The sequence below is a fragment of the Methylobacterium mesophilicum genome (assembly GCF_022179445.1).
Taxonomy (GTDB): Bacteria; Pseudomonadota; Alphaproteobacteria; order Rhizobiales; family Beijerinckiaceae; genus Methylobacterium; species Methylobacterium mesophilicum.
Genome location: NZ_BPQU01000011.1, coordinates 45,089 through 69,780 on the forward strand (window position 1 = coordinate 45,089; position 24,692 = coordinate 69,780).

The 24,692-nt window shown below is 71.3% G+C and carries 27 protein-coding genes and 1 riboswitch; of the genes, 9 read left to right on the forward strand and 18 right to left on the reverse strand.

What is annotated here, in order from left to right:
* Positions 1-25: 25 nt before the first annotated feature.
* Positions 26-916, reverse strand: a complete 891-nt coding sequence (locus MFF40_RS13090) for a DMT family transporter (protein ID WP_238260803.1) — start codon at positions 914-916, stop codon at positions 26-28.
* A 196-nt stretch (positions 917-1,112) separates the two neighbouring features.
* Here MFF40_RS13090 and MFF40_RS13095 point away from each other — a divergent pair, with 196 nt between their 5' ends.
* The gene (locus MFF40_RS13095) at positions 1,113-2,015 is read left to right on the forward strand and encodes a YihY/virulence factor BrkB family protein (protein ID WP_147853815.1); all 903 of its coding nucleotides are present in this window, start codon (positions 1,113-1,115) and stop codon (positions 2,013-2,015) included.
* Positions 1,994-2,866 carry an alpha/beta fold hydrolase gene (locus MFF40_RS13100; protein WP_187277654.1) on the forward strand — a complete coding sequence of 291 codons (873 nt, stop codon included), beginning with the start codon at positions 1,994-1,996 and terminating at the stop codon, positions 2,864-2,866. The genes MFF40_RS13095 and MFF40_RS13100 overlap by 22 nt, the downstream gene beginning before the upstream one ends.
* Positions 2,867-2,874: 8 nt before the next feature.
* Here the strand turns inward: MFF40_RS13100 and MFF40_RS13105 are convergent, their stop codons facing one another.
* From MFF40_RS13105 to rho, 6 genes are all read right to left on the reverse strand, one after another.
* Complete coding sequence (locus MFF40_RS13105) at positions 2,875-3,093, reverse strand: hypothetical protein (RefSeq protein WP_147853816.1); 219 nt, start codon at positions 3,091-3,093, stop codon at positions 2,875-2,877.
* 57 nt (positions 3,094-3,150) lie between these two features.
* Entirely contained in the window at positions 3,151-3,780 is a 630-nt protein-coding gene (coaE, locus tag MFF40_RS13110; protein WP_147853817.1) for a dephospho-CoA kinase, read from the reverse strand.
* Positions 3,777-4,628, reverse strand: a complete 852-nt coding sequence (locus MFF40_RS13115) for a shikimate dehydrogenase (RefSeq protein WP_147898695.1) — start codon at positions 4,626-4,628, stop codon at positions 3,777-3,779. Before MFF40_RS13115 ends, coaE begins: the two co-directional genes overlap by 4 nt.
* Positions 4,625-5,596 carry a cation diffusion facilitator family transporter gene (locus tag MFF40_RS13120; RefSeq protein ID WP_147898694.1) on the reverse strand — a complete coding sequence of 324 codons (972 nt, stop codon included), beginning with the start codon at positions 5,594-5,596 and terminating at the stop codon, positions 4,625-4,627. Before MFF40_RS13120 ends, MFF40_RS13115 begins: the two co-directional genes overlap by 4 nt.
* Before the next feature lie 76 nt (positions 5,597-5,672).
* The gene (locus MFF40_RS13125; RefSeq protein WP_147855825.1) at positions 5,673-6,284 is read right to left on the reverse strand and encodes a Maf family protein; all 612 of its coding nucleotides are present in this window, start codon (positions 6,282-6,284) and stop codon (positions 5,673-5,675) included.
* Positions 6,285-6,510: 226 nt separating this feature from the next.
* Positions 6,511-7,893, reverse strand: coding sequence for a transcription termination factor Rho (rho, locus tag MFF40_RS13130; protein WP_238260805.1), 1,383 nt, complete (start codon positions 7,891-7,893; stop codon positions 6,511-6,513).
* A 551-nt stretch (positions 7,894-8,444) separates the two neighbouring features.
* Here rho and MFF40_RS13135 point away from each other — a divergent pair.
* The 5 genes from MFF40_RS13135 (at position 8,445) to hisG (ending at position 13,530) form a co-directional block, all read left to right on the forward strand.
* Complete coding sequence (locus MFF40_RS13135) at positions 8,445-8,948, forward strand: DUF3429 domain-containing protein (protein ID WP_147855826.1); 504 nt, start codon at positions 8,445-8,447, stop codon at positions 8,946-8,948.
* Positions 8,949-9,282: 334 nt separating this feature from the next.
* Positions 9,283-10,833, forward strand: a complete 1,551-nt coding sequence (gene hisS, locus MFF40_RS13140) for a histidine--tRNA ligase (RefSeq protein WP_147855827.1) — start codon at positions 9,283-9,285, stop codon at positions 10,831-10,833.
* A gap of 204 nt (positions 10,834-11,037) precedes the next feature.
* Positions 11,038-11,280 carry a hypothetical protein gene (locus MFF40_RS13145; RefSeq protein WP_147898693.1) on the forward strand — a complete coding sequence of 81 codons (243 nt, stop codon included), beginning with the start codon at positions 11,038-11,040 and terminating at the stop codon, positions 11,278-11,280.
* Between the two features lie 118 nt (positions 11,281-11,398).
* The gene (locus tag MFF40_RS13150; protein WP_147898692.1) at positions 11,399-12,541 is read left to right on the forward strand and encodes an ATP phosphoribosyltransferase regulatory subunit; all 1,143 of its coding nucleotides are present in this window, start codon (positions 11,399-11,401) and stop codon (positions 12,539-12,541) included.
* Entirely contained in the window at positions 12,538-13,530 is a 993-nt protein-coding gene (hisG, locus tag MFF40_RS13155; RefSeq protein WP_147898691.1) for an ATP phosphoribosyltransferase, read from the forward strand. The genes MFF40_RS13150 and hisG overlap by 4 nt, the downstream gene beginning before the upstream one ends.
* A gap of 228 nt (positions 13,531-13,758) precedes the next feature.
* Here the strand turns inward: hisG and MFF40_RS13160 are convergent, their stop codons facing one another.
* Positions 13,759-14,166, reverse strand: a complete 408-nt coding sequence (locus MFF40_RS13160) for a hypothetical protein (RefSeq protein ID WP_238260807.1) — start codon at positions 14,164-14,166, stop codon at positions 13,759-13,761.
* Between the two features lie 23 nt (positions 14,167-14,189).
* Here MFF40_RS13160 and MFF40_RS13165 point away from each other — a divergent pair, with 23 nt between their 5' ends.
* Positions 14,190-14,840 carry a hypothetical protein gene (locus MFF40_RS13165; protein ID WP_238260809.1) on the forward strand — a complete coding sequence of 217 codons (651 nt, stop codon included), beginning with the start codon at positions 14,190-14,192 and terminating at the stop codon, positions 14,838-14,840.
* Between the two features lie 8 nt (positions 14,841-14,848).
* Here MFF40_RS13165 and MFF40_RS13170 read toward each other — a convergent pair whose 3' ends face one another.
* The 3 genes from MFF40_RS13170 to MFF40_RS13180 form a co-directional block, all read right to left on the reverse strand.
* Positions 14,849-15,193: a lysozyme inhibitor LprI family protein gene (locus MFF40_RS13170; protein WP_147898689.1), complete on the reverse strand. Its 345-nt coding sequence runs from the start codon at positions 15,191-15,193 to the stop codon at positions 14,849-14,851.
* A gap of 68 nt (positions 15,194-15,261) precedes the next feature.
* On the reverse strand, positions 15,262-15,693 hold the full coding sequence (gene hemJ / locus MFF40_RS13175) for a protoporphyrinogen oxidase HemJ (protein WP_147898688.1): 432 nt from the start codon (positions 15,691-15,693) through the stop codon (positions 15,262-15,264).
* Between the two features lie 5 nt (positions 15,694-15,698).
* Entirely contained in the window at positions 15,699-16,844 is a 1,146-nt protein-coding gene (locus tag MFF40_RS13180; RefSeq protein ID WP_238260811.1) for a uroporphyrinogen decarboxylase, read from the reverse strand.
* A 466-nt stretch (positions 16,845-17,310) separates the two neighbouring features.
* Here MFF40_RS13180 and MFF40_RS13185 point away from each other — a divergent pair, with 466 nt between their 5' ends.
* Positions 17,311-18,141: a pyruvate, water dikinase regulatory protein gene (locus MFF40_RS13185; RefSeq protein ID WP_058190745.1), complete on the forward strand. Its 831-nt coding sequence runs from the start codon at positions 17,311-17,313 to the stop codon at positions 18,139-18,141.
* A gap of 121 nt (positions 18,142-18,262) precedes the next feature.
* On the opposite strand, the gene crcB is transcribed toward MFF40_RS13185, so the two are convergent.
* The 7 genes from crcB to MFF40_RS13220 all read right to left on the reverse strand — a co-directional run bounded on the left by crcB (position 18,263) and on the right by MFF40_RS13220 (position 24,642).
* Entirely contained in the window at positions 18,263-18,652 is a 390-nt protein-coding gene (gene crcB, locus MFF40_RS13190) for a fluoride efflux transporter CrcB (RefSeq protein WP_147856154.1), read from the reverse strand.
* A gap of 89 nt (positions 18,653-18,741) precedes the next feature.
* Positions 18,742-18,815: riboswitch (Fluoride riboswitch) on the reverse strand.
* A gap of 62 nt (positions 18,816-18,877) precedes the next feature.
* On the reverse strand, positions 18,878-19,387 hold the full coding sequence (locus MFF40_RS13195) for a hypothetical protein (RefSeq protein WP_147857879.1): 510 nt from the start codon (positions 19,385-19,387) through the stop codon (positions 18,878-18,880).
* A 172-nt stretch (positions 19,388-19,559) separates the two neighbouring features.
* The gene (locus tag MFF40_RS13200; RefSeq protein WP_238260872.1) at positions 19,560-20,795 is read right to left on the reverse strand and encodes a hypothetical protein; all 1,236 of its coding nucleotides are present in this window, start codon (positions 20,793-20,795) and stop codon (positions 19,560-19,562) included.
* 248 nt (positions 20,796-21,043) lie between these two features.
* Positions 21,044-21,964, reverse strand: coding sequence for a tetratricopeptide repeat protein (locus MFF40_RS13205; protein ID WP_147897553.1), 921 nt, complete (start codon positions 21,962-21,964; stop codon positions 21,044-21,046).
* Positions 21,964-22,893 carry a VWA domain-containing protein gene (locus MFF40_RS13210; protein WP_147897554.1) on the reverse strand — a complete coding sequence of 310 codons (930 nt, stop codon included), beginning with the start codon at positions 22,891-22,893 and terminating at the stop codon, positions 21,964-21,966. The genes MFF40_RS13205 and MFF40_RS13210 overlap by 1 nt, the downstream gene beginning before the upstream one ends.
* 247 nt (positions 22,894-23,140) lie before the next feature.
* Positions 23,141-24,181, reverse strand: a complete 1,041-nt coding sequence (locus MFF40_RS13215; RefSeq protein WP_147897555.1) for a VWA domain-containing protein — start codon at positions 24,179-24,181, stop codon at positions 23,141-23,143.
* The gene (locus tag MFF40_RS13220) at positions 24,178-24,642 is read right to left on the reverse strand and encodes a DUF4381 family protein (RefSeq protein ID WP_238260813.1); all 465 of its coding nucleotides are present in this window, start codon (positions 24,640-24,642) and stop codon (positions 24,178-24,180) included. Before MFF40_RS13220 ends, MFF40_RS13215 begins: the two co-directional genes overlap by 4 nt.
* Between the last annotated feature and the right edge of the window lie 50 nt (positions 24,643-24,692).

The following is a 24,692-nucleotide window of genomic DNA, read 5'->3' on the forward strand; positions in this document are numbered from 1 at the left end:
GGGCTGCGGCGTCACGGTCCCGGGGTCAGGCCCGGCTCGCCACCGCGACGCCCACCGCCGCCACCGCCATCCCGGCGCCCTGCACCGGGGTGAGCACCTCGCCGAACAGCAGGTAGCCCAGGACGGCCGCCACCGGCGGCACCAGGAAGAACAGGGCGGCGACGCCCGCCACCGCGCCCCGCCGGATCAGCGCCAGGAGCAGCAGGATCCCGGCCACCGAGTTGACCAGGATCGCCCAGGCGAGCCCGAGCCAGAGGGGCGCCACCGGGTCGATCGTGGCATGGCCGAAGGCCAGCGCCAGCGGGATCGCGCAGGCCATCCCGCCCACGAATTGCAGGGTCGCGTTGGCCAGGAGGTCGCCGCCGCCGCCGGTGCGCTTCTGCCAGAGGGTGCCCAGCGTCAGGGCCAGCACCGCCACGAGGCTGACCGCCAGGGCCACCGGCGGGATCCCGGACGGGTCGGCGGCGCCGAGCTTCGGGGCGAGCACCAGGCCGGCGCCGGCAAAGCCCAGCAGGATGCCGAGCGCCCGCCGGCCGCCGACGCGCTCGCCGAGCAGCGGCCCCGCCAGCAGCGCGGTCAGCAGCGGCTGCAGGCTGCCGACCAGGGCGGCGATCCCGGCCGGCAGCCCCCGGCTCACCGCCCAGAACACCCCCGACAGGTAGATCCCCTGCATCAGGAAGCCGGCCACCATCGGATCGCGCCAGCCCGCCCGGGTCCCGGGCCAGCGCACCCGGGACGCCACCGCGATCAGCGCCAGCAGCAGGGCGACCCCGGTGAACCGGACCGCCGTGAAGCCCAGCGGATCGGCGTGCGGGATCACCGCCCGGGCGGAGATGAAGCCGGTCGCCCAGATCGGGACGAACAGGACCGGCAGGGCGCCGGCGGCGAGCGCCGGACGTGGAGCGGACGTAAGCATGGCTGTATCAAGGCGCATCGGGTAAGCCGGGCGCAACAGAAATCAGACCTGTCGGGTGCCGTGAACCGATCGGACCCGCACGGGAGGCACCGAGACCCGCTTTCCCAGGCCGCGAACGGGACCGGTCCGGCGGCGTTGACGGGCCGGCCCGGGCGTCCTTCATCGGCGGCCCGGCCACGAGGATCGTTGGACACCCGTGAACGCACTCCGCAACGGATTTCAGGTCGCGGGCCTCGCGGCGCAGCGCTTCGTCTCCCATGACGGATGGGCGATCGCCAGCCACATCGCGCTCTCGACCCTGACCTCCCTGTTCCCGTTCCTGATCCTGCTGGCGGCGCTGGCCGGCCTGTTCGGCACGCAGTCGCTCGCCGACGAGGCCGGCGTCCTGATCTTCGACGCGTGGCCCCGGGAGATCGCCAAGCCGATCGTCGGCGAGGTCCACCGGGTGCTCACCGAGCAGCGCAGCGGCGTGCTGACGCTGGGCGCCCTGTTCGCCCTGTACTTCTCGTCCTCGGGCGTCGAGAGCCTGCGGGTCGGCCTGAACCGGGCCTACGGGTTGCGGGAGAGCCGGCCCTGGTGGCTGACCCGGCTCGAATCGATCGGCTACGTGATCTGCGGCGCCTTCGCGATGCTGGCCTTCGCGCTGCTCGTGGTGCTGGGCCCGCTGATCTGGCGCAACGTCGTGCTGGTCGCGCCGGGGCTGGAGCCCCTGAGCCTCACGGTGGCGATCGGGCGGATCGGCGTCACCGCCCTGCTGCTGGCGGTGGTGCTGATCATCGCCCACAAGTTCGTCGCCGCCGGCCGGCGCTCGATCCTGTCGGTGCTGCCGGGAATCGGGGTGACGCTGGTCCTGTGGTTCTTCGCCGGCCTCGGCTTCGGCTATTATCTCGACCGCTTCTCGAACGCCTACGCGTCCACCTACGGGGGCCTGGCCACCGCGATGGTGTTCCTGGTGTTCCTGTACTGGCTGGCCGCCATGTTCCTGTTCGGCGGCGAGATCAACGGCACGGTGATCGCCGCCCGGCGCAGCCGGCTGCAGGCGAAGATGCTGGCGCGCCGCGCCGAGATGGAGGGACGATGGACGGCATCGAGCACCTGACCGTTCGCGTGAACGGCGCGGACCTGCACGTCGCGCGCTGCGGCACGGGCACCCCGCTGCTGCTGCTCCACGGCTGGCCGGAATTCTGGATGACCTGGGAGCCCGTGATGGCGCGGCTCAGGGCGCGCCACACCCTGATCGCCCCGGACCTGCGCGGCTTCGGCGACAGCGACAAGCCCGAGGGCGCCTTCGGACCGCCGGAGCAGGCGGCCGACATGGCGGCGCTGCTCGATGCGCTCGGCATCGACCGCGCCGGCATCGTCGGCCACGATGTCGGCGGCGCGGTGATCCAGGCGCTGGCCCGGGCTCATCCGGAGCGGTGCGCCGGCCTGTTCCTGTTCGACTTCGTCTATCCCGGGATCGGCCCCCGCCTCGGCGCCCCGGACCGGCTCAGCGAGATCTGGTACCAGTCCTTCAACCAGATGGACCTGGCGGTGACGCTGGTGGGTGCCAGCCGGGCAAGCTGCGCCGCCTATATCGGCCACTTCCTGCGGCACTGGTCGCACCGCAAGGATGCGTTCGATCCCGTTCTGGACGCCTTCGCGGACGCCTACATGAAGCCCGGCAACCTCGCGGGCGGGTTCGCACATTACCGGGCCGCCCATGCCGGCCGGATCGCGATGCTGAAGGGCGAGGCCCCGACCCTGCCGCCGATCACGGTGCCGACCTGCGTGCGCTGGGCGGAGCACGACCCGATCTTCCCCTTCGCCTGGACCGACCGCCTGGGCGAGACGTTCTCGGACCTCGACCTGGCGCCGTTCCCGGGCGTCGGCCACTTCCCCCATCGGGAGGATCCCGACCGGGCCGCGGCCGAGATCGCCGGGTTTTTCGGGCGGATCGGGTGGGTGTGACGTAACCGTCAGCGGGACTGGTTGCGGTAGACGCACTCGCGCCCGCGATCCTCGTACCCGCCCGGACAGGCGGTGACGCAGGCGCCGGCCGCGAGTTTTTTCGGGGGCGGGCAGGCGCCGGCAACTTGCGCCTGGGCCGGGACGGCGGCGAGCAGCAGTGCGATCAGGGCCTTGGCTATGAGGGTGCGGCCTGCCGTGGCCCGGCTGATCCCTTCGAGACACCGCATCGTCATCCATCCCGCCACCGGACCACCGATCGAGAGCTATGCCGTCGCGCGGCCGCGTCACCCGTGGGCCGGGTGTCCCGACGCACCGCGCTCCGTCAGCACGGCCACGATCCGCGCCACCTCGGCCTCGGCGGCGCAAAAACCCCGGCTCGTGTCGATCACAAAGTCGGCCCGGGCTCGCTTCTCGGCATCCGGCATCTGCTTGGCCAGGATCGCCGTGAAGGCCGCCTCGGTCATGCCGGGACGGGCCAGCACCCGGGCGCGTTGCACCTCGGGGGGCGCGCTGACCACCGCGACCGCGTCGCAGCGGGTCTCGCCGCCGGTCTCGTAGAGGAGCGGGATGTCGAGGACGACCAGCGGCGCGTCCGCGTGCCGGGCCAGGAACGCCGTGCTGGCCGCCCGGACCAACGGGTGGACGATGCGTTCGAGCGCCGCCATCCGGTCGGGATCGCCGAGCACCGCGTCGCGCAGGCGGGCGCGGTCGACGCCGCCCTGCGGGTCGAGCACGCCGGGAAAGGCGGCCCCGATCGCCGCGGCAGCCTCGCCGCCCGGACCGTAGAGGGCGTGGACGGCGGCGTCGGCATCGTGGACCGGCACGCCGAGCGCCGAAAACATCTTGGCGGTGGCCGACTTGCCCATGCCGATCGAGCCGGTCAGGCCGAGGATGACGGGGCGGTCCTTTGTCATCCGGAAAGATCCGCCACGATCCGGTCGCGCAGGCCCCGGGTGACGGCCGGGCGCAGGCCGAACCAGGCCTCGAAGCCCGGCACCGCCTGGTGCAGCAGCATGCCGAGCCCGTCCACCGCCGCGAGACCGCGCCGCCGCGCCGCCGCCAGCAGGTCCGTCTCCAGGGGGGCATAGACGATGTCGGCCACCGCGGCGGTCGCCGGCAGCGGGGTGAGGTCGAGGTCGAGGGGCGGCTGGCCCTTCATGCCGAGCGAGGTGGTGTTGACGACGAGTCCCGCCCCGGCGAGCGCATCGGGCAGGTCGTTCCAATCGAGCGCCGCGCCGATCCCCGGGGCCAGGGCCGCGAGGGTCTCGGCGCGGGTGCGGGTGCGGTTGGCGATCAGGATCCGGCGGACACCGTTCTCGGCCAGCCCGACCACGATCGCCCGGGCCGCGCCGCCGGCACCCAGCACCACGGCCGTGCCGCCGGCCCGCTCCGGCCATCCGGCGCCGAGGCTGTGGTCGAGGTGGGCGCAGAAGCCCGGCGCGTCGGTGTTGTCGCCGCGGATCCGGCCGTCGGGCTCGACCACCAGGGTGTTCACCGCGCCGATCGTTTTCGCCCGCGGCGTCAGGGTGTCGGCCAGCGCGAAGGCCGCCTCCTTGTGGGGGATCGTGACGTTGCCGCCCCGGAAGCCGGATTCCGGCAGCGCCCGGAGGAAGTCGGGAAACGCCGCCGGGGCGACGTCCAAGCGCTCGTAGGAGCCCGGGATGCCGTGCTGGCTCAGCCAATAGCCGTGGATCAGCGGCGAGCGCGAATGCGCGATCGGGTGTCCGACCACGAAGGCCCGGGGAATCGGGGCCGCGCTCACGCGGCGCACGCCTCGGCGAGCCGGCAGGCCGGGCCGCCGGCCGCCTCGATCTGCAGGGTCGCGTGGCCGATGCCGAAGCGGCTGCGCAGGCCCTCAGCGGTCTCGTTGAGGAAGCCGTTGCCCGGGTGGTCCTCGGCGATCACCAGGTGGACCGTGAGGGCGACGCTGGTGGTGCTCATCGGCCAGATGTGCAGGTCGTGGAGGTCGACCACCCCGGGACGCTCGCGCAGGAAGCCGGTCACCGCCTCCGGGGAGATCTCCGGCGGCACCGCATCCAGCGACATCGCCACGCTGTCGCGCAGGAGCCCCCAGGTCGCCCAGACCACGAGGCCCGCGATGGCGAGGCTGACCGCGGGGTCGAGCCAACTGAGCCCGGTGAGCTGGATCACCAGGCCGGCGATCACGACGCCTGCCGAGACCGCCGCGTCGGCCACCATGTGCAGGAACGCGCCGCGGATGTTGATGTCGCCCTTGGCGCCGCTGGCGAACAGCCAGGCGGTGACGCCGTTGATCAGGATCCCGATGGCGGCCACCACCATCACGATGGAGCCCACTACCGGCTCGGGATGGACCAGCCGGACCAGGGCCTCCCAGATCACCGCCCCCATGGCGATCAGCAGGAACACCGCGTTGAACAGGGCCGCCAGGATCGACGAGCCGCGATAGCCATAGGTGAACCGGGCGCTGGCCCGGCGGCGCACCAGGATGGCGGCGATCCAGGCGGCGGCCAGGCCCAGCACGTCCGAGAGGTTGTGGCCGGCATCGGCCACCAGGGACATCGAGTTGCTGAGATAGCCGTAGGCCGCCTCGACCACCACGAAACCGGTGTTGAGCACGATGCCGATCGCGAAGGCCGGCCCGAAATTCTTCGGCGCGTGGGCGTGGCCGCCATGGCCGCCGTGCCCCCCATGGGAATGGGATCCGTGGGAATGATCGTGCCCGGCCAAGACGGTGCTCCGTTGGATCATGGTTTCAAAAGGTCCGGGACCTTTTGCGGGTGCAGGGCGGAGCCCTGCCAATGGGCTGAGCCCTTTGAAACCCTGTCTAGAAGTCCAGGTAGCCTGCGTCACGCAAGCGCGTGAGCAACGGCAGCAGCGGCAGTCCCAGCACCGTGCTGTGATCGCCGGCGACCGATTCGAACAGGTGGATGCCCGGTCCTTCCAGCTGGTAGCCGCCGACGCTGGCGCGGACCCTGTCCTCGCCGGCACAGTCCACATAGGCGGCGATCGCCCGGGCATCGAGGGGGCGGATCGTCAGCCGGGCGGTCTCCACGAAGGCGTCGTCGAGGGCGCCGGCCAGCGCCACCGCGGAATGCAGGGCGTGGGTGTGGCCGGCCAGGCGGGCGAGTTGGGCCCGGGCCTCCGCGGCATCCCGGGGCTTGTGGAAGACCGTGCCGTCGAGTTCGAGCACCTGGTCGGCGCCGAGGACGACCCGGCCGGGATGGCGGGCGGCCACCGCGTCGGCCTTGGCGCGGGCGAGGCGCAGGGCGAGCTCGGGCGGCGACAGGTCCTGGCTCGACGCCTCGACCGCGCGCTCGTCGATGCCGGGGGACGCGGTCTCCACCGGAAGCGCCGCGCTCTCCAGCAGGAGGCGTCGGGTCGGGCTGGTGGAGGCGAGGAGGAGCGGGTCCGGACGGAGCCAGGGCGAGCGGGGCATCGCGCCAGTGTCACGGATCGCGCTTGCGAAGCAAGGCTGCGACGAGCCCCGCCGCCGGGATGAACCGGCCGGCGGGGCTGTCGCGGAGCCGATACGCAACCTGGCTCCCGGGGCCGACAATGGCAGCGGCCGGTTAGGAGAAGGTCAACGCGACCCTGAGTTTCCAAAGGGCCGGGCCCTTCGGCGGGTTTCGGAGGCGGAGCCCTCGAATCCGGCCCCGACCCGGTCAGGTGTTCATCGAGTCGAAGAAGTCGCTGTTGCTCTTGGTCTGGCGCAGCTTGTCCATGAGGAACTCGATCGCGTCGGTGACGCCCATCGGGTTGAGGATGCGGCGCAGCACGTAGGTCTTCTTGAGGGCGTCCGGCGGGACCAGCAGCTCCTCCTTGCGGGTGCCCGAGCGGGTGATGTCGATCGCCGGGAAGATGCGCTTGTCCGAGACCTTGCGGTCCAGGATGATCTCCGAGTTGCCGGTGCCCTTGAACTCCTCGAAGATCACCTCGTCCATGCGCGAGCCGGTGTCGATGAGCGCGGTGGCGATGATCGAGAGCGAGCCGCCCTCCTCGATGTTACGGGCGGCGCCGAAGAAGCGCTTGGGCCGCTGCAGGGCGTTGGCGTCGACGCCGCCGGTCAGCACCTTGCCGGAGGACGGCACCACGGTGTTGTAGGCGCGGCCGAGCCGGGTGATCGAATCGAGCAGGATGACGACGTCGCGGCCGTGCTCCACCAGGCGCTTGGCCTTCTCGATCACCATCTCGGCGACCTGCACGTGGCGGGTGGCCGGCTCGTCGAAGGTCGAGGCGATGACCTCGCCCTTCACCGAGCGGATCATGTCGGTGACCTCCTCGGGGCGCTCGTCGATGAGCAGCACGATGAGGTAGCATTCCGGGTGGTTGATGGTGATCGACTGCGCGATGTTCTGCATCAGCACGGTCTTGCCGGTGCGCGGCGGCGCCACGATCAGGGCGCGCTGGCCCTTGCCGATCGGGGCGACGATGTCGATGATCCGAGGGCTGAAATCCTTCTTGGGCGGGTTGTCCAGTTCGAGCTTGAAGCGCTGGGTCGGGAACAGCGGCGTCAGGTTGTCGAAATGGACCTTGTGCTTGATCTTCTCCGGGTTCTCGAAGTTGATCGTGTTGACCTTCAGGAGCGCGAAGTAGCGCTCGCCGTCCTTGGGGCCGCGGATCGGGCCCTCGACGGTGTCGCCGGTGCGCAGGCCGAAGCGCCGGATCTGGGTCGGCGAGATGTAGATGTCGTCCGGGCCCGGCAGGTAGTTCGAGTCGTTCGAGCGCAGGAAGCCGAAGCCGTCCTGCAGCACCTCGACGGTGCCGGCGCCGATGATCTCGACCTCCTTGGCAGCGAGCTGCTTCAGGATCGCGAACATCAACTCCTGCTTGCGCATGGTCGAGGCGTTCTCGACCTCGACCTCCTCGGCGAAAGCGGTCAGGTCGGTCGGCGTCTTGGCCTTGAGATCGAACAGCTTGACCTCGCGCACACCCTCGAGGGCGGCGACGGTCCCTTGACCGGCTCCTTGGGTGGCGGGCGCGTCGGCCGGGTCCGCGGTCTCGGGATCGACCAGGGGGTCGGCGAAGGCGTCGGGATGTGGCGTCATGGGGTGTCTTGCAACCGACGGAGAAGGTGGGAGGGCCGGTTCTGCGCCAAGCAACCCGGGGGACGGGCGCCGGAGAGCGGGCCGCGCTGGAACAGCGAGGGGCCCGAAGATCGTCTTGGCTGGACCGTGTACGGCAGGACCCTCGCGGCTCACGGGCGCGCTACGGCGCTGACCTTGTGATGAGGGCAGAGCAAAAGTAACGCGTTTTTCCACTGCACTCAAGGGGCTGATGGATCGGGGCTGGTCTGACGCACGCGCGAGCGGTGACGACGGGCCCGCATCGTCGCGGAGTGGGGCGTCATGGCCTCCCGCGCATCCCCGCCCCCGCAGAGGGGCCAGGGAGACGCGCCCTGTTCTCAAACCCACGGCGTCCCTCGGAAACCTACGCCCCCCGCCACGATCCGTTGAACACCTCTGCGCACGCCGGACCTCGCGAATCCGGCGCGGCGGCGCTAATGCGCTCTGCACGGAACCGCGTTCCCGCGGGGCCGTTCCCCGTCCCGGCGCCGCAGCGCAGCAAACCGTCAACCCGAGAGCCCGGCCCCACCGACATGCGCGACGACGCTACCGGACGCACCATCACCGCGCACGAGCCGCGCCGGATCCCGTGGCTCGACATCGTCTTCGGCTTCGGCCCGATGGTGCCGATCGCGGCCGGCGCCGCCGCGACCTGGTGGCTGAACGGCCAACCCCTCGATTACCTGGTGGCCCTGTTCACCCTGCTGTACGCCGCCTCGATCCTGCTGTTCCTGGCCGGCGTCCACCGGGGCGTCAGCTTCCGCACCGAGGGCGGTCCGCATCTCGCGCAGATCGTGACGATGCTGATCCTGTACGGGCTCGGCCTGTTCAGCCTGTTCTCGGCCGTGATGGGCAAGGCGGTGCCGGCGCTGGCCATGCTGATCCTGGGCTACGCGGCCATCGGGATCCTGGATCCGATCGCGGCGCGCGCCGGGCAGGTGCCGCTCGCCCATGCCCGCCTGCGCCCGCTGCAGATGCCGATCGCCGTCATCAGCCTAGCGGTCCTGCTCTGGATCAAGCTGACGGCGCCGTATTAATCGTTCTTCTCAAATCCACCTCCCCCTTATTCCGAGGCGACGCAGCGAAGCGGAGGCCTCGAAGGAGGGCTCCAGGGATCGCGCGGCAACTGGAGGCCTCGTTCGAGGCGGCTTCGCCGTATCTCAGGATTGGGGAGTGAGTCGGTCATCCGTAAGGCTGGCCGCTGCGTCGCGTCATTGCACCTTCAGCGACGGCGCGGCCAAGCCAGACCCCGGAAACCGAATTCCCCTTTCGCCCATCATGCTCTAGAGCCCGGCCCCAGGATCCCCGCCGCGCCGGGGACGACTCACACCGGACCCGGGCTCCGGGTCCGCGGGAAGCGAACGCGTTCACATGTCCAAGCCCGAAACCGCGAAGGCCGAGAGCCGGGCCGAAATCCTGAAACCCCGCCTGCCCCGCGGCTTCGTCGACCGCCGCGCCGACGAGATCGCCGCGCAGGGTCGGATGCTGGAAACGATCCGCAAGAGCTTCGAGCTCTACGGCTTCGAGGCCCTGGAGACCCCGTTCGTCGAGTATACCGAGGCGCTCGGCAAGTTCCTGCCCGACCTCGACCGCCCGAACGCCGGCGTGTTCTCGTTCCAGGACGACGACGAGGCCTGGCTCTCCTTGCGCTACGACCTGACCGCGCCGCTGGCCCGGTTCGTGGCCGAGAACTACGACGCGCTGCCGAAACCCTACCGCAGCTACCGGGCCGGCTTCGTGTTCCGCAACGAGAAGCCGGGGCCCGGCCGCTTCCGCCAGTTCATGCAGTTCGATGCGGACATCGTCGGCGCCGGCAGCGTCGCGGCCGATGCCGAGACCTGCATGCTGATGGCCGACACGCTGGACCGGCTCGGGCTCGGCGGCCAGTACGTGGTCAAGGTCAACAACCGCAAAGTGCTCGACGGCGTCATGGAAGCGATCGGGCTCGCCGGCCCAGACAAGGCCGGCCAGCGCCTGACCGTCCTGCGGGCGATCGACAAGCTCGACCGGCTCGGCGTCGACGGCGTGCGCGACCTCCTGGGCGCCGGCCGCAAGGACGAGAGCGGCGACTTCACCAAGGGCGCGGGCCTCGACGCCGATGCGGTGTCCCGGATCCTGGCCTACGTGTCGTTCCAGGCCGATGCCGGCGACGGCGCCGACAAGATGGCCTTCTGGGAGAAGTTTTTCGCCGGCTGGCACGAGGCGGTGGGTGGGTCCGAGACCGGCCGCGAGGGCATCGCCGAGTTGCACGCGATCATGCGGCTCTGCGCCGCCGCCGGCTACGGCCACGACGTGATCCGCGCCGATCCGAGCGTGGTGCGCGGACTCGAATACTACACCGGCCCGGTCTACGAGGCCGAGCTGACGTTCCCGGTCACAAACGAGGACGGCCAGACCGTGCGCTTCGGCTCGGTGGCCGGGGGCGGCCGCTACGACGGCCTGGTCGGGCGGTTCCGGGCCGAGCCGGTGCCGGCCACCGGTTTCTCCATCGGCGTCTCGCGGCTGTTCTCGGCGCTGCAGCTGGTGAAGAGCCCGCTGCTCGCCGGCACCGAGACCCCCGGCCCGGTGGTGGTGCTGGTCCTCGACCGCGAGAACATGGCCGATTACCAGCGGCTGGTCGCGCTGCTGCGGGCCGACGGCATCCGGGCCGAGCTCTATCTCGGCGCCGCCGGCATGAAGGCGCAGATGAAGTATGCCGACCGGCGCCGCGCCCCGGCGGCGATCATCCAGGGCTCGAACGAGCGCCTGGCCGGCGAGGTCCAGATCAAGGACCTGATCGAGGGCGCGCGGGCGGCCGAGAGCATCGGCAGCAACGCCGAGTGGAAGGCGGCGCGGCCGGCGCAGGTCTCCTGCCCCGAGGCCGACATGGTGGCACAGGTCCGCGCCGTGCTGGCCCGGCACTTCCCGGCGCCCAAGGACTGAGACTGGAGCGCTCTCCGACGAAGTGGTTCCGGTTCGTCGCAAGAGCGCGCGTCAAAACGAGAGCCTAGAGCCGTGCCCGACCCACCGTGGTCGGGTACGGCTCTAGGTCCGCGCACGGCATCGAACGCGGCGGCTCCGGCCGCGTTGGTTCCAGTCGGATCTGCGACGTCGGACCCGCGACGGGGCCGGCTGGGAGACCCCGGGATGCTGGCCAAGACCTTGATCCTGTCGGCCGCGCTGATGCTCGCTGTCCCGGCCTCGGCCTGGGCGGGCCGCTCGGTGCCAGACCGGCTGCCGAGCGCCACCGCAGTCGCCACCCCGGGGACCGGCAGCGCTCCGGTGCTCAGCGCCGGGATCGCGGGCGCCCCCGCCATGGCCGCGCTGACCCGCCGCAAGCCCGGACGACGCCCGCGGGGCGCCCGGCTCGGCAGCACCCGGCCACTCTGAGGAAACGCCCCCCGCTCCGTCCGGGCAGGCCTGCGTACACCGTCGCGCCGGAAGGGTGCGCGTGCGTGTCGCCAAGCGCGATTGCGGTTGCTACAGAGCGCCCGCGAGGATGGACACGATGACACGACCGGAGGCCGGTGAAACGGGGGCGGGCGACGCGGCGCGGACGCGCCTGCTCGCGCATCTGAGTGCGGCCGGCTACCACCCGGTGACGCCGCCGGTTCTGCAGCCGGTGGAGCCGTTCCTGGAACTGTCCGGCGAGGACATCCGCCGGCGCATCTTCGTCACCCAGGACGCGGCCGGGACCGAGCTGTGCCTGCGGCCGGAATTCACGATTCCCGTCTGCCGCCTGCACCGGGCCCAGGCTGACGGCCGGGCGGCCGATTACAGCTATTGCGGCCCGGTCTTCCGGCTCGCCGCCGACGAGCCGGACGAGTTCTTCCAGGCCGGCATCGAATCGATCGGCCGCACCGACACCCCGGCCGCCGATGCCGAGGTGCTGGGGCTGGCGCTCGAGGGCCTCGCGCTGTTCGGCCGGACCGACCCCGCGGTGCGGCTCGGCGACATGGGGCTGACCGTGGCCCTGCTCGACGGGCTGGCGGTGCCGCCGGCGGCCAAGCGCCGGACCCTGCGGGCGCTCGCCGCCGGACGCTCCCTCGACGACGTCACCAACGGCGGCGAGGGCGCCCGGCCCGAGGATCCCCATGCCGGCCTTCTCGCCGCGATCCAGGGCCAGGACCCGCGGGGCGTGCGCGCCTTCGTGGAGGACGTGCTCGCCATCGCGGGCATCTCGGCGGTGGGCGGCCGCAGCGCCGGCGAGATCGCCGAGCGCTTCCTCGGCAAGGCGGCCGCGCAGGCCAATGGCGGGGCCGGCCTCAACCCCGAGAACCGCGCCGTGCTCGACCGCTACCGGGCGATCGCCGGCCATCCGGACGCCGCCGCGCGCGACCTGCGGGCGCTGGTCGCCGACGCGGGCCTGCGCCACGACGCGCTTTCGGCCGCCCTCGACCTGTTCGAGGAGCGCACCGGCTTCATCGCGGCGCGCGGCCTGCCGATCGAGCGGTTCCGCTTCCAGGGCGGCTTCGCCCGCAACCTCGACTACTACACCGGCTTCATCTTCGAGGTGAACGAGGGGGACGGCCCGATGCTGGTCGGCGGCGGCCGCTACGACGGCCTGCTCGGGCATCTCGGCAGCCCGGCGCCCCTGCCCGCGGTGGGCTGCACCTTCTGGGTCGAGCGCGTGGCGGGAGCCGGCCGATGACCCCCTCGGACTCGGGCGCCATGCCGCTGATCCTCGCCGTCCCGTCCAAGGGACGCCTCCAGGAGAACGCCAGCGCGTTCTTCGGCCGGGCCGGCCTGCGGCTCGCCCAGGGTGCCGGCGCCCGCGACTATAGAGGCAAGCTCGTCGGCGTGCCGGGGGTCGAGGTGCGCTACCTCTCGGCCTCGGAGATCGCCGCGCAGCTCGCCTCCGGGGCCGCCCATCTCGGGGTGACCGGCGAGGACCTGATCCGCGAGACCCTGCCGGACGTGCGCGGCCAGGTCGAACTCCTGACCCCGCTCGGCTTCGGCAACGCCACCGTGGTGGTGGCGGTGCCCCAGGCCTGGATCGACGTGCGGGCGATGTCCGACCTCGACGAGGTCGCGGCGCTGATGCGCACCCGGCACGGCCGCCGCCTGCGGGTCGCGACCAAGTACGTGAACTTGACCCGCCGGTTCTTCGCCGAGAAGGGGGTGGCCGATTACCGGATCGTCGAGAGCCTGGGCGCCACCGAGGGCGCGCCGGCCGCCGGCTCCGCCGAGATCGTGGTCGACATCACCACCACGGGGGCGACGCTCAGCGCCAACGCCCTGAAGGTGCTGGACGACGGCATCATCCTGCGCTCCGAGGCCAACCTGGTCGCCTCGCTGAAGGCCCCCTGGGGCGAGGACCAGCGGACGGCTTTGCGCACTGTGCTCGGCCGCATCGCCGCCGAGGAGCGCGCCCGCACCACCCGGGAGGTCCGGGCCGCTCTGCCGGAGAGCGGCGCGATCGACCTCGCCACGATCGCGGGCCTGCACGAGGCCGAATTGCCCTACGGCGCCCCGCGCGGGGGCGACGGCGAGATCGTGATGCGCTGCCCCGAGGGCGCGGTGTTCGCGCTCGCCGGCGCCCTGGTCGAGGCCGGCGCCCGGGCCGTGACGGTTCGGCGGGTCGACTACGCCTTCGCGGCCGAGAACCCGCTGGCGGAGCGGCTGCTGGCGCGGTTGTGATGGAGGGCCCTCAGGCGAATGGCGGGCACGACCCCGTCACGCGCCCGCGTCCCGTGGTCTGACGACTGGAAAATTCACGCGCCGAGGTGTATCTTTTCCTGCGTGGGTGACACGGTGACATTCTGCCTGCCGTAGCACCGTCGTCTTTGCAGATGATGGGAGCGCCATGCGGGGTTCCGGCAGGCCCCGCCCCACAGCTTCAGGAGGCTTCGGCCTCCTTTCGCGTTTTCAGGATCCGGGTTGAAGAACCGGATAGGGCTTTCGCAGCTCTCGCCGGAGGTCCCGTTCGCGCATCATCAGGAACGAGACGAGATAGAGTTCGTGCCCGGCCTGCGTCGCCTTGATGTAAGCACGGAAATGCTCACCGAAGGTGCTCTGGTCCGTGTACAGGACCACTGCCGACCGTGGGCTATCCTGGCGATATGAACCCCGTCTGAGACAGGGCCCCGCGCAGCGATAGGCGCTGATCGGCAAGTCTGCGTGCCGCCGCAACTGTTTTCGGATTGTTTCGGCAGAAAGGAAGACACGGCACGTCCGAGCACCAAGCGCTCGGGCTATGAAAGGATCAATATCGGCGATCGTGAGCGGCTCGCGGCGCAAACCCGTGTGTAGGCCCAGCAGATGCTCGAAATCCATGCCGTAGTCGAGATCCGCCGATCTTGACCTCGCTTGCCATATCCGGAGGTCAGATGTCGAGTGAGGAGGAGGGATCGCAGCAACTGGGCGGACAGGTTATCGTCACCCCCGAGATCATTCAGGATGTCTGCGAATGGCTCGATCTCAAAATGGGCACCGGGCGTTACACGTTCGGCTTGGCGTTCGAACTTGCCTACCACATGGTGGCACGTTTCTATCACGTTCATCTCATCTACGACGAGATCGGTATATTGGAGGGGACTGATCCGCGATCCAGCCGGACGAAGGATGCAGCTCCGTTTGAGAAGCCTCCCTTACTTGGTCTTTGGCATAAACATCATTTTCAACCTTATTTTATCGGAAAAAATCTCAGAAACGAACTCAATTATTCATTCAACAAGTCGATTAAAAAATGCATCGGATCTAAAGGCGAGGATTTCGCCGGCATTTTATCGTACGATCTTTCGATTGGTGCTTATCGTGATCGTAGTGACCGAATGGAGCTTACAGGCGAATGGATCGTCTTTGAAAAAGACATTAAAGACAAAAACTATTACCTATCGTTAGGCGAACATAGAGATAGAAAGGACGACGTTCTTTTGCGGATGAAGGTCACTCGCTATAAAATAATTGATATTCTGATTCCCGTGAATATATATACTGCACGAAAGTAGGAGTATGTCTACTGCGGCCCCTGCTTGGCAAATTCCGACAGCACGCCGCGCAGCACTTTCAGCCGGGTCTCGTAGAGGCCGCGCAGGCAGGCGATTTCGGCGCCGCAGGCGTGGCGCTCCTTGAGCCAGGTCTCCTGGTCGTCGCGCAGCTTGGTCTGGCCGCCCATCGGCAGGACGTCCTTCAGGATGGCGAACCGGGTCGCCATCTCGACATCCATGTCGTTGAGCGGGAGATGGGCGCAGATCGCCCTCTCGTCGGGGGTCTCGGCCTTGTCGCAGGCGAAGCTCGCGGCGCGGGCGGGGGCGGCGGCGAGAAGAGCCAGCGGCAGAAGGAGCGCGAAAACCTTGGTCATGGGCCCCCAACGGCCCGGCCGGCGAAAGGCTCCGGCCCCGTCGGCGTGACGGATCCCGGATCCCGGGATCAGAAGCCCGGCTTGACCACCGCCAGGACGACGATGCCGATCAGCAGGAGCGTCGGCACCTCGTTGAGCACCCGGTAGAACTTGTGCCCGCGGGTGTTCCGGTCGGCGGCGAAATCCTTGACCATCCGGGCGAGCCAGCCGTGGATGCCCGACATCGCCAGCACCAGCAGGAACTTCGCCTGGAGCCAGGGGCTCGCGTAGAAGCCGCTCATCCAGGCCAGCACCAGCCCGAACGACCAGGTGGCGATGAGGGCGGGGTTCATGATCGCCTTGAGCAGGCGCCGCTCCATCACCTTGAAGGTCGCCGATTGCGCCTCCGAGCCCGGCGGCAGGCTGGCGTGGTAGACGAACAGCCGGGGCAGGTAGAGCATGCCCGCCATCCAGGCGATCAGGCTGATGACGTGCCCGGCCTTGATCCAGTCGTACAGCACGGGCCCTACCGGCGCAGCCGCGCGAGCATGCGCTCGACATGGGCCACCGGCGTCTGCGGGGTGATGCCGTGGCCGAGGTTGAAGATGTGCGGCAGGCCGGCGGTGGCCTCCAGCACAGCGTCGACCGCGGCGTCGAGGGCGTCGCCGCCGGCGATCAGCGTGTCGGGATGCAGGTTGCCCTGGGTCACCATCGTGGCCGGCACGTGCCGGCGCAGGGCCTTCAGGTCCACCGCCCAGTCGACGCCCACGGCGTCGGCGCCGGTCTCCGGCACCACCCGGCCATGGCCGTCGAGGCCCGAGCCGCGGGCGAACACGATGATCTTGGCGTGCGGCACCCGTGCACGGACGCCCGCGATCATCCGGGCAATCGGGCGGAGCGACCAGCGGGTCAGGGCGTCGAGGCCCGCGTCGTCCGGCAGGGCGCTCTCGGTCACGTCGCCCACCGGCTCGACGATATCCCCGGAGGCCGGCACGGCGCGCGGGAGGGTGCCGGCATGGGATTCGAAGATCTGAACCGCGTCGGCGCCCGCCTCGAGCTGGCGGACGAGATATTCGGTCTGCACCGTGACGAGGCGGTCGATCAGGGTGTCGACCAAGGCGGTGTCGCCCTCGGCCAGCGCCCGGGCGGGGGCGAGGTCCGGGGTGCCGCGGCCGCCGATCATGTAGCTCGCCACGGTCCAGGGCGCGCCGCAGAAGCCGAGCAGGGTGGTCTCGCCGGGCAGTTCGGCGCGCAGCCGCTTCACCGTCTCGAAGACCGGCGCCAAGTGCGAAAAAATCGCCGGATCGCCGGCCTCGCGCAGCCGCCCGAAGGCGTCGCGGCCGTCCAGGGGATCGAGGCGCGGCCCCTCGCCCTCGACGAAGCGCACGTCCTGGCCCAGCGCATGGGGGACGACCAGGATGTCCGAGAACAGGATCGCCGCGTCGAAGCCGAAGCGGCGGATCGGCTGCAGGGTCACCTCGACGGCGAAGTCCGGGCTGTAGCAGAGGTCGAGGAAGGACCCGGCCTCGGCCCGGCTCGCCCGGTATTCCGGCAGGTAGCGGCCGGCCTGGCGCATCATCCAGGCGGGGGGCGGTCCGATCGCCTCGCCCTCGAGGACGCGCAGCACCTTCCGCTCGGACTTGCCTCCGGACCCGCGCTCCGTCCCCGTCATCGTCGCTCCCTTTCCGTCCCCGTCATTCCGCATGCCCGTCGGCGGCCGTCCTGTCGAGTCGAGGCGCGCCGGATCCCCACACAGGCCCCTCTCGAAAAGAAAAGAGAGATTCTAGGACTCTGTTTTTTCTATTGGGGGGGCTCAACACGGTGGTGCAAGCGGGTCCACAGGCCGTCCCCGCCGCCGCGCCGTTAACGAGGCTTTAAAGGATTCGCTCCATGTTGCGAGAACGGCCAAGTCCAACAGCGGCTTGCGAACGCCGAGTCCGGTACGCGCCCCCGTTGCGTCCCGGATTCTCCCAGGCGCCCGGATTCCGCGCGTCCGTATGGCGGACCTGTGAACGGCGGAGTCGATAAGGCGCGGCCCCTTCGCCCTGGACCTGCCCGAAGCCGCATCCTATCCACACTCATCGACTCCCCTGGCGGCCGGCAGTGGATAACGCCTCCGGCGAGACGAAGGCGACCCGATGGGCCGGAGCTACTTCCACCTTCACCTCGTGTCCGACTCCACCGGCGAGACGCTGATCAACGTCGGCCGGGCGGCGGCCGCGCAGTACGAGGGCGTCTCGGCGATCGAGCACGTCTATCCGCTGGTGCGCTCGGCGGCGCAGCTCGACCGGGTGATCTCGGAGATCCGGGCGGCGCCGGGCCTCGTGCTCTACACCCTGGTGGGCGGCGACCTGGGCGAGCGGCTCGAGGAGGTCGCCCGCGAGACCGGCTCGCCCTGCCTGTCGGTGCTGCGCCCGGTCCACGACCTGCTGCGCGCCTATCTCGGCGCCGAGACCACGGCCCGGCCGGGTGCCCAGCACATGCTCAACGCGGAGTATTTCAAGCGCATCGACGCGATGAACTTCACGCTGGCCCACGACGACGGCAACCTGCCCGAGGACCTGGAGGATGCCGACGTGATCCTGCTCGGGGTCAGCCGGACCTCGAAGACGCCGACCTCGATCTACCTCGCCAACCGCGGGCTCAAGACCACGAACCTGCCGCTGGTGCCCGGCATGCCGCTGCCGCCGGCGATCGAGCGGGCCCGCAAGCCCCTGGTGGTCGGGCTGTTCGCCTCGCCCGAGCGGATCGTGCAGATCCGCCAGAACCGGCTGTCGAGCCTGAACGCCGACGAATCCTCGATGTATGTCGACCGCTCGGCGGTGGCCGACGAGATCACCATGTCGCGCCGGCTGTTCACCAAGAACCGCTGGCCGACCATCGACGTGACCCGCCGCTCGATCGAGGAGACCGCCGCGGCGATCGTCGACCTCTACCGCGACCACCGCCTGAAGTTCATCGCCGACTGAGGCAAGTCCGGGTTCCCAAAGGGCTCAGCCCTTTGGCGGGGATTGGGGCGGAGCCCCGAGATACCAGGGCTCTGCCCCGGACCCGCACAAGGTCGAAGACCTTTTGAAACCATGACCATTTTCAGCCGCCGCTGAGAACCGTCCGCATCAGGGCGATGCCGGCCAGCAAGCCGAGCAATCCGGCCGCCACCGAGACCGTCACGTAGAGGGCGGCCGCGGCCAGATGGCCGCGCTCGTACAGGCTGATCGCGTCCAGCGAGAAGGTCGAGAACGTGGTGAAGCCGCCCAGCACCCCGGTGGTCAGGAACAGCCGCGCCGGGTGCCCGGCCGCGCCGCGCAGGGCGAAGCTCTCGGCCAGCACGCCCATCAGGAACGAGCCGAGCACGTTGATGACGATCGTGGCGAGGGGAAACCCGAAGCCCGGCAGTAGCCGGGCGACCGCGACGTTGACCCCGTGGCGGGCGCCGCCGCCGAGTCCGGCCCCGAGGATGACGATGAGGGTGTTGATCATGCCGGCCCTTCCTGTTCGGTCGGGCGGCGCCGTCACGTCCGCGTCGCGGCGTCGGGCGCACGGCCCCACCGCGGACGTCCGGAGCCGCCCGTGCGGTAGGAGCCATCAGCCCGGCCTGGCGACGGCCGGGCGGTTATCGGGGAGCCCCATCCCCATCCCGGGCAGGCTTAGCCGAGGACGGGGCCGAGGGGAATCCGGCTCCCCGCCGCAGGATCACGGGTCGGGCTACTGCACGGCGGCGAAGTGGCTGCGCTGCTCGATCTGGGCGGCGTAGAAATCCTCGACGACCTCGCGGACCACCTCGGCCAGCTCGGTCCCGCGGTGCTCGTCCAGATGGATGTCGCTGCCGACGCTGCGGCCGAGGGCGGCCCCGGCCGCGCCCGGGACCAGGCGCTCGTTGTAGCGCTGGTTCAGGCCCGAGACCGAGATATAGTTGCTGCCGCCGAGTTCGGGGCCGTACTTGATCTTGATCTTCTGCTCGGTGTCGGTGCCGCGCAGCTTGGCGCACAGGCTGATGAAGTTGTCCTGATCGATCTTGGCCTCGAGGCCGGTGATGCTGCCGTGGACGTTGTCCTCCTCGTTCAGCACCTCGGCCATCAGGTTCAGGACGCCGACCACCGGCTCGAGGGCGCGGTTGCCCTCCTCCAGCAGCTTCCGGCGGAAGTCGTTGCTGCGGGCGTCGGCATCCTGCAGCCGGGCGCGGAACCGGTCCTTGACGTCGTTGGCGCGTGTCATGGCGTCCTCCCTGTTGTTTCGAATCAAGTCTTTTTTGTTGTGGTCGCGAAGACTACGAAGCGAAATCAGGTCCCGCAAGACGGTGCAAAACATTGATGCGTGCTCAGAACTTGAGCCGTTGCCCAGGAATAGTACTTGCTCAGAAGCTATGCAGGGGCCGCCGGAGCCCGGATCAGGCCGCCGGCCCGTCGAGCGGAGCCAGCCGCTCCGGACCGGGCGTAGCCGCCGAAAACTCGGGCCGCGACAGAGCGCGGGCCAGGGCGGGCAGGTCCGGGACGGGGGCACCCGCGGTGCCGAACACCGCCCGGTCGAGGTCGGCGAGACGGGCCGCCAGATCGGGCCGGGCCTGCCAGGTCCGGGCGAGTTCCGGCGCCTCCCGGCGGGCGGCCTCCAGGGCGGCGCGGAACCCGGCCGGATCGCCCGCGCGGGCGGCCCGGTTCAGGGCCCGGCGGGCGGTGCCGGACAGGCGCAGGCGCGGCCGACCCGCGCCGTAACCGATCAGAGCCAGCCCGAGCCCGAAGGCCGCGAGCGCCGCGGCGGCCGCGACCAGCGGCGACGGCACCGGGGGCGGCGCCCGGTCGCCCTCCCGGTCGGGCAGGCCGCCGCCGATCTGCCGGGCCGGGATCTCGGCCTCGCGCATGGTGCGGGTGTTGGTGTCGAACCACGGGATCGCGATGGCGTCGAGGGGGATCACCTCGGACACGCCGGGCCGCACGTCCCACTGGTAGGTCGCCCGGGCCACAGGCCCGGAGGGCGTCAGCAGGGTCTCGCGGGTGACCGGGCCCGCGAAGGTGAGGATGCCCCGGGTGCGCATCACCGGCCGGGGCGGCAGGCCCTCGGCGACCATGCCCTGGACCTCCAGGGTGACGATCCGCCGGGTGGTCTCGCCGAGCTTCACGGTCTCGGGGTCCGGGCTCCAGGAATCGGTGACCGCCACGTCGCGGGCGGGCAGCCACCAGGGTTCCTTGACGTCCGGGCCTCCGCCGGCGGCGGTCCAGGCCGCCACCGGGAACGGGATCGGCGTCGAGCGCACCTCGACGATCCGCCGCTCGCCGACATCGTTGACCGTCAGCTTGTGGGTGAAGGGCTCGATGACGAACTCGCCCGCGTGGTGGGGGAACACCGCCACGGTGCGGTCGAACGCGATGGCGCTCTGCCCGTCCGGAAGCTTGGTCTTGCTCCAGCGGTCGCGGCCGAGCTGCGTCCAGGAGAAGTTGGCGAGGGTGGGCTGGACCACCTCCTCCAGCAGGATCGGCTGCTTGTAGACCCCGTGGATCTTCAACAGCACCATCTCGCGGGCGAACGGCGGGCTGTTGCCGTTGAACTCCGCATTGACCGTGAGGGTCAGGTCGCCGGGTTCGATCTCGGCGTGCGCCGGGAGGGGGGCGAGGAGGAGGATGACGGCCAGAGACCAGGCACGCGCCTTCCCTCCCCCCTCTGCGGGGGAGGGTACCCTGCGCAGCAGGGGGGGGCGGGACGAAGTCCCGCAAGAGGGGCAGCGCAACGCTGCAGGCTTCGGCTCTCGGTGAGACCTTTCCGGACGCGTCGCTCCCCTCTCCCGACCCTCGCTGACGCGAGGGCCACCCTCCCCCGCAGAGGGGGGAGGGAGAACACCCGCCGTGCCTGCGGAGCCAAAGGCCCAAATCCCGAAAACCATCACCACGGGTTGCTCCCGGCCGGGATTGCGGTGCCGGCCTCGACCCGGCGGGTCTGCTCGGCGCGCAGACGCAGCTTGAGGAAGCGGCCGGGATCGTCCGGCAGGGTCTGGAGCCAGAGCCGGTCGGGGCGGATCTCGTGGGCCTCGAAGCTCTTGGTCACCCGGCGGACCTCGCGCTCGGGCGCCTCCGCGACCATGGCCGCACCGCCGCCGGTGCGGCCGCGCCCGGCCGCGTCGCCGGCCGAGCCCCGGGCCTGGCCCTTGCCGGCGTCGACCGATTGCTGCTCGGCCTTGCCGCGGCGGGCGACCTTGCTGTTGCCGGGCAGGGACGCGCTGGCGTTGGATTCCTTGTTGCCGGCCAGGCCTTCGCCGCTGGAGGCGGCGTTGATGTCGTTGTTCTGGTCCTGGTTGGCGGTGTTGTTGTAGCGGGCGCCGTATTGCGCGGTGCCGTTGGCGATGCCGCCGCCGGGGCCGCGGTCGATCACCTCGGCGACCATCCGGGCGACCAGGGAGCGGTTGGCCTGCGCGTCGGCGTCGCGCGGGTCGAAGCGCAGGGCCTCGTCGTAGGCGGCGAGCGCGCCCTCGAAGTCGCCCGCTCGCGCCAGCGCGTTGCCGAGGTTGTAGCTTGCCCGTTTTCCGCCGGTGCGGAACAGCGCGATCGCCTCGCCGTAGCGGCCGGCCTGGTACAGGGCGGTGGCGCGCCAGGCCGGATCGACGATCAGGTCGGCGGCGAGCCCCGGCAGGCCGAGCGCCATCAGCAGCCGCCCGAACCCGGTGCGGGGCTGCGAGACGGCGAGCAAGGCCACGAGCCCGAGGCCGGCCAGCGCCAGCCCGGCCATCCGGGCGAACCGGCGCCAGCCCGGGGGAAGGCCGGCGCGGATCGGGACTGCGAGACCGGTCCTGGACGAGAACCGCTCCATCACGCGCTCCTGCGGAACAGGACCAGGGCCGGCAGCGCCGCGAGCAGCAGCAGCCAGCGGCCGAGATCCGCATAGGCGAGTACGCCGTAGCCGCCGGCCGCGAGGTGCTGGGCGGTCCCGGCCCCGACCGCGTCGAGCACCGGGCCGGGCTCGGTGATGTCGGCGACGCGGCCGCCGCCGGCCCGGACCAGCGCGTCGAGGGCGGCCCGGTCGGGCTTCGGCGCGCCCGGTGGCAGCGGCTTGTCGGCGGGGACGAACAGGGCCTGGAGGCGCCAGCCGCGATCGGCGAGCGCCCGGGCTTCCCGGCCGGCCGCGTCGCCGATGCCTTCGCCGTCGGTGATCAGCACCACGTCGGCCGCGACCACGTCGGCCTCCGCCAGCGTCCGGCGGGCCAGCGCCAGCCCGCGCTCGGGATGGCTGCCGCGGTCCGGCACGGTGTCGGCGTCGAGGGCGAACAGGGTCGTGCCGAAGCTGTCCCGGTCGGTGGTCGGCGAGGCGGCGAGGTAGGCGTCGCCGGCATAGACGACGAGCGACACCGCCCGGGTGCCGGCGGCCTCGGCGATCGCTGCGGCGGCCTGGCGGACGCCCTGGAGGTTCCCGCCCTCGGTGACCGAGCGGGAGAGGTCCAAGACGATCACGGTCGCGTCGAGATTGCGGAAGGTCGCCGTATCGGCGCGCTCCACCGCGGGGCCGGTCAGCGCCAGCGCGATCGCCCCGGCGGCCAGGGCGGCGGCGCGGTTCGCCTGCCGCCGTCCGCCGAGCACGGCCCCGGCGCGGGCGAGATGGGCCATCAGGGCCGGATCGACCGCCCGCCCCCAATCGCCCAGCGGCGCCGCCCGCCAGGCGGCGCGGAGCGCCAGAAGGGCCACGACCGGGATGGCCAGGAACCACCAGGGGCGCAGGAACGCGAAGGCGTCGAGGGCGCTCATGCGGGCTGGCTCGCGACGGGCGGCGTGTCGGTCTGTCCGAAACGGGCGAGCGCCGTCCCTCCCCCCTTTGCGGGGGAGGGTGGCCCCTGCGTCAGCAGGGGTCGGGAGAGGGGAGCGCCGTATCCGGAAAGGTCGCGCAGAGAGCCGAAATCCGCGACGTCGCGCTGCCCCTCTCCCCCCCTGCTGCGCAGGGTACCCTCCCCCGCAGAGGGGGGAGGGAGGAGAGCGTTTGACCGGAACCCGAGCATCACACCCCCCTCCGGGTCGCCAGCAGGGCCGCGGCGGCGGCCAGCGCCAGGGCGGCGGGCCACGGCCAGAGCTCCCGGCGCAGCGGCAGGGGGGGCGCGAGGGCGCGGCCGCCCTCCAGCCGGTCGATCGCGTCGGCGACCCGGACGAGGTCCTCTGTGGTGCGGACCCGGAACGCCTCGCCGCCGCTGGCCTGGGCCATCTCGCGCAGGGTCTCGGTATCGACCACGTCCTGCTCGCCGTCGGCATCGGCCATGTCCCGGGGGCCGAGCGCGATCGTGTAGACCCGGATGCCCAGCTCCTTGGCCAGGGCGGCCACGTCCTTGGGGGCGGTCTGGCCGGCATTGTTGGCGCCGTCCGAGAGCAGGATCACGGCCTTCGCGGAGGGCGCCGCGGAGGGTGCCGCCGCGCCGTCGCCGTTCGTCGCGGGGTCCTTCGGATCGAGCCGGCGCAGGGCGAGGCCGAGGCCGTCGCCGATGCCGGTGGAGCGGCCGCTGATGCCGATGGTCGCCTCGTCGAGGGCGCGGGCGACCGCGGCGGTGTCGAAGCTCGGGGCGGCGGCCACGTAGGCCTGATCGGCGAAGATCACCAGGCCGATCCGGTCCCCGGCCCGGCGCCGGATGAAGTCGGTGCCGACGCGCTTGACCGCGGTGAGTCGGTTCACGGTCTCGCCGTCCAGGGTGAAATCGCGCCGCTCCATCGAGCCGGACAGGTCCATGGCGATCATGATCTCGCGGCCGGACGCCGGCAGGGCTGCGGCCGGCATCACCAGGCGGGGCCCGGAGAGCGCCACCACCAGGGCGGCCCAGAGGGTCCAGATCAGGGCGGCCCGGCGGCGGCCGCGGGCGGCGAGGTCGGCCCCGGAACGGGCGGTGCCGACCAGGGTCCCGGGCACCAGCAGGGCGCCGCTGCCGCCCTCCGTCTCGGCCGGGAGCAGGCGCGCGGCCAGCAGCGGCAGCGGCAGGGCGAGCAGGATCCAGGGCGCCGCGAGGTCGAAGGCCGAGAGCTGCGCCGTGAGCCAGGCGGGGAGGAGGCCGCTCATGTCCGCAACCGTCCGATCAGGCGTCCCAGCTCGGCGTCGAGCCCGTCGAGGTCGGTGTCCTGGCGCCGGTAGAGCCCGTCGGCCAGGACCCGGCCGGATCCGCGCGTGAAGAAGTCGGTGGCCAGGAGCGTGTCGAGGCGGGCGGCCCAGGCCGCGCCGGTCTCCCGGGCGGCGTCGTCCCCCGCGAGCGTCCGGGCGAGGCGGCGCAGCAGGCGCGCCTGCGCCACGAGACGGGACTCCGGATCGAGGTCGCGGGTGCCGGCAAGTTCGGCCAGCGCCGCCCGGCGCAGGCTCGCCCGGGCCCGGCCACGCAGGTAGCGGACGAGCCCGACCAGCAGGGCGGCGAGGAAGCCCAACGCCGCCGCCGCGACGACTTCCCCCTGCACCGCCCCGGCGGCGCCCCCCGGCAGGTGCAGGCCGCGGAGCTGGTCGAGGCTCGGGGCGATCTCGACGGGGTTCATCGGGCCGAGCCCGGATGTGGGAGACGCGGCGACACGGCCGGGCTTCGCTG

What these genes read in the sequence shown, in the direction of transcription:
- MFF40_RS13100 (WP_187277654.1), top strand. Translation starts at nt 1,994, where the DNA reads ATGGACGGCATCGAGCACCTGACCGTTCGCGTGAACGGCGCGGACCTG.
- MFF40_RS13205 (WP_147897553.1), bottom strand. Translation starts at nt 21,964, where the DNA reads ATGGAGCGGTTCTCGTCCAGGACCGGTCTCGCAGTCCCGATCCGCGCC.
- coaE (WP_147853817.1), bottom strand. Translation starts at nt 3,780, where the DNA reads ATGACAAAGGACCGCCCCGTCATCCTCGGCCTGACCGGCTCGATCGGC.
- MFF40_RS13105 (WP_147853816.1), bottom strand. Translation starts at nt 3,093, where the DNA reads ATGCGGTGTCTCGAAGGGATCAGCCGGGCCACGGCAGGCCGCACCCTC.
- MFF40_RS13160 (WP_238260807.1), bottom strand. Translation starts at nt 14,166, where the DNA reads ATGGATTTCGAGCATCTGCTGGGCCTACACACGGGTTTGCGCCGCGAG.
- crcB (WP_147856154.1), bottom strand. Translation starts at nt 18,652, where the DNA reads ATGATCAACACCCTCATCGTCATCCTCGGGGCCGGACTCGGCGGCGGC.
- MFF40_RS13170 (WP_147898689.1), bottom strand. Translation starts at nt 15,193, where the DNA reads ATGACCAAGGTTTTCGCGCTCCTTCTGCCGCTGGCTCTTCTCGCCGCC.
- hisG (WP_147898691.1), top strand. Translation starts at nt 12,538, where the DNA reads ATGACCCCCTCGGACTCGGGCGCCATGCCGCTGATCCTCGCCGTCCCG.
- MFF40_RS13090 (WP_238260803.1), bottom strand. Translation starts at nt 916, where the DNA reads ATGCTTACGTCCGCTCCACGTCCGGCGCTCGCCGCCGGCGCCCTGCCG.
- MFF40_RS13185 (WP_058190745.1), top strand. Translation starts at nt 17,311, where the DNA reads ATGGGCCGGAGCTACTTCCACCTTCACCTCGTGTCCGACTCCACCGGC.
- MFF40_RS13180 (WP_238260811.1), bottom strand. Translation starts at nt 16,844, where the DNA reads ATGACGGGGACGGAGCGCGGGTCCGGAGGCAAGTCCGAGCGGAAGGTG.
- hisS (WP_147855827.1), top strand. Translation starts at nt 9,283, where the DNA reads ATGTCCAAGCCCGAAACCGCGAAGGCCGAGAGCCGGGCCGAAATCCTG.
- MFF40_RS13135 (WP_147855826.1), top strand. Translation starts at nt 8,445, where the DNA reads ATGCGCGACGACGCTACCGGACGCACCATCACCGCGCACGAGCCGCGC.
- MFF40_RS13120 (WP_147898694.1), bottom strand. Translation starts at nt 5,596, where the DNA reads ATGATCCAACGGAGCACCGTCTTGGCCGGGCACGATCATTCCCACGGA.
- MFF40_RS13195 (WP_147857879.1), bottom strand. Translation starts at nt 19,387, where the DNA reads ATGACACGCGCCAACGACGTCAAGGACCGGTTCCGCGCCCGGCTGCAG.
- MFF40_RS13220 (WP_238260813.1), bottom strand. Translation starts at nt 24,642, where the DNA reads ATGAACCCCGTCGAGATCGCCCCGAGCCTCGACCAGCTCCGCGGCCTG.
- MFF40_RS13210 (WP_147897554.1), bottom strand. Translation starts at nt 22,893, where the DNA reads ATGAGCGCCCTCGACGCCTTCGCGTTCCTGCGCCCCTGGTGGTTCCTG.
- rho (WP_238260805.1), bottom strand. Translation starts at nt 7,893, where the DNA reads ATGACGCCACATCCCGACGCCTTCGCCGACCCCCTGGTCGATCCCGAG.
- MFF40_RS13150 (WP_147898692.1), top strand. Translation starts at nt 11,399, where the DNA reads ATGACACGACCGGAGGCCGGTGAAACGGGGGCGGGCGACGCGGCGCGG.
- MFF40_RS13215 (WP_147897555.1), bottom strand. Translation starts at nt 24,181, where the DNA reads ATGAGCGGCCTCCTCCCCGCCTGGCTCACGGCGCAGCTCTCGGCCTTC.
- MFF40_RS13125 (WP_147855825.1), bottom strand. Translation starts at nt 6,284, where the DNA reads ATGCCCCGCTCGCCCTGGCTCCGTCCGGACCCGCTCCTCCTCGCCTCC.
- MFF40_RS13145 (WP_147898693.1), top strand. Translation starts at nt 11,038, where the DNA reads ATGCTGGCCAAGACCTTGATCCTGTCGGCCGCGCTGATGCTCGCTGTC.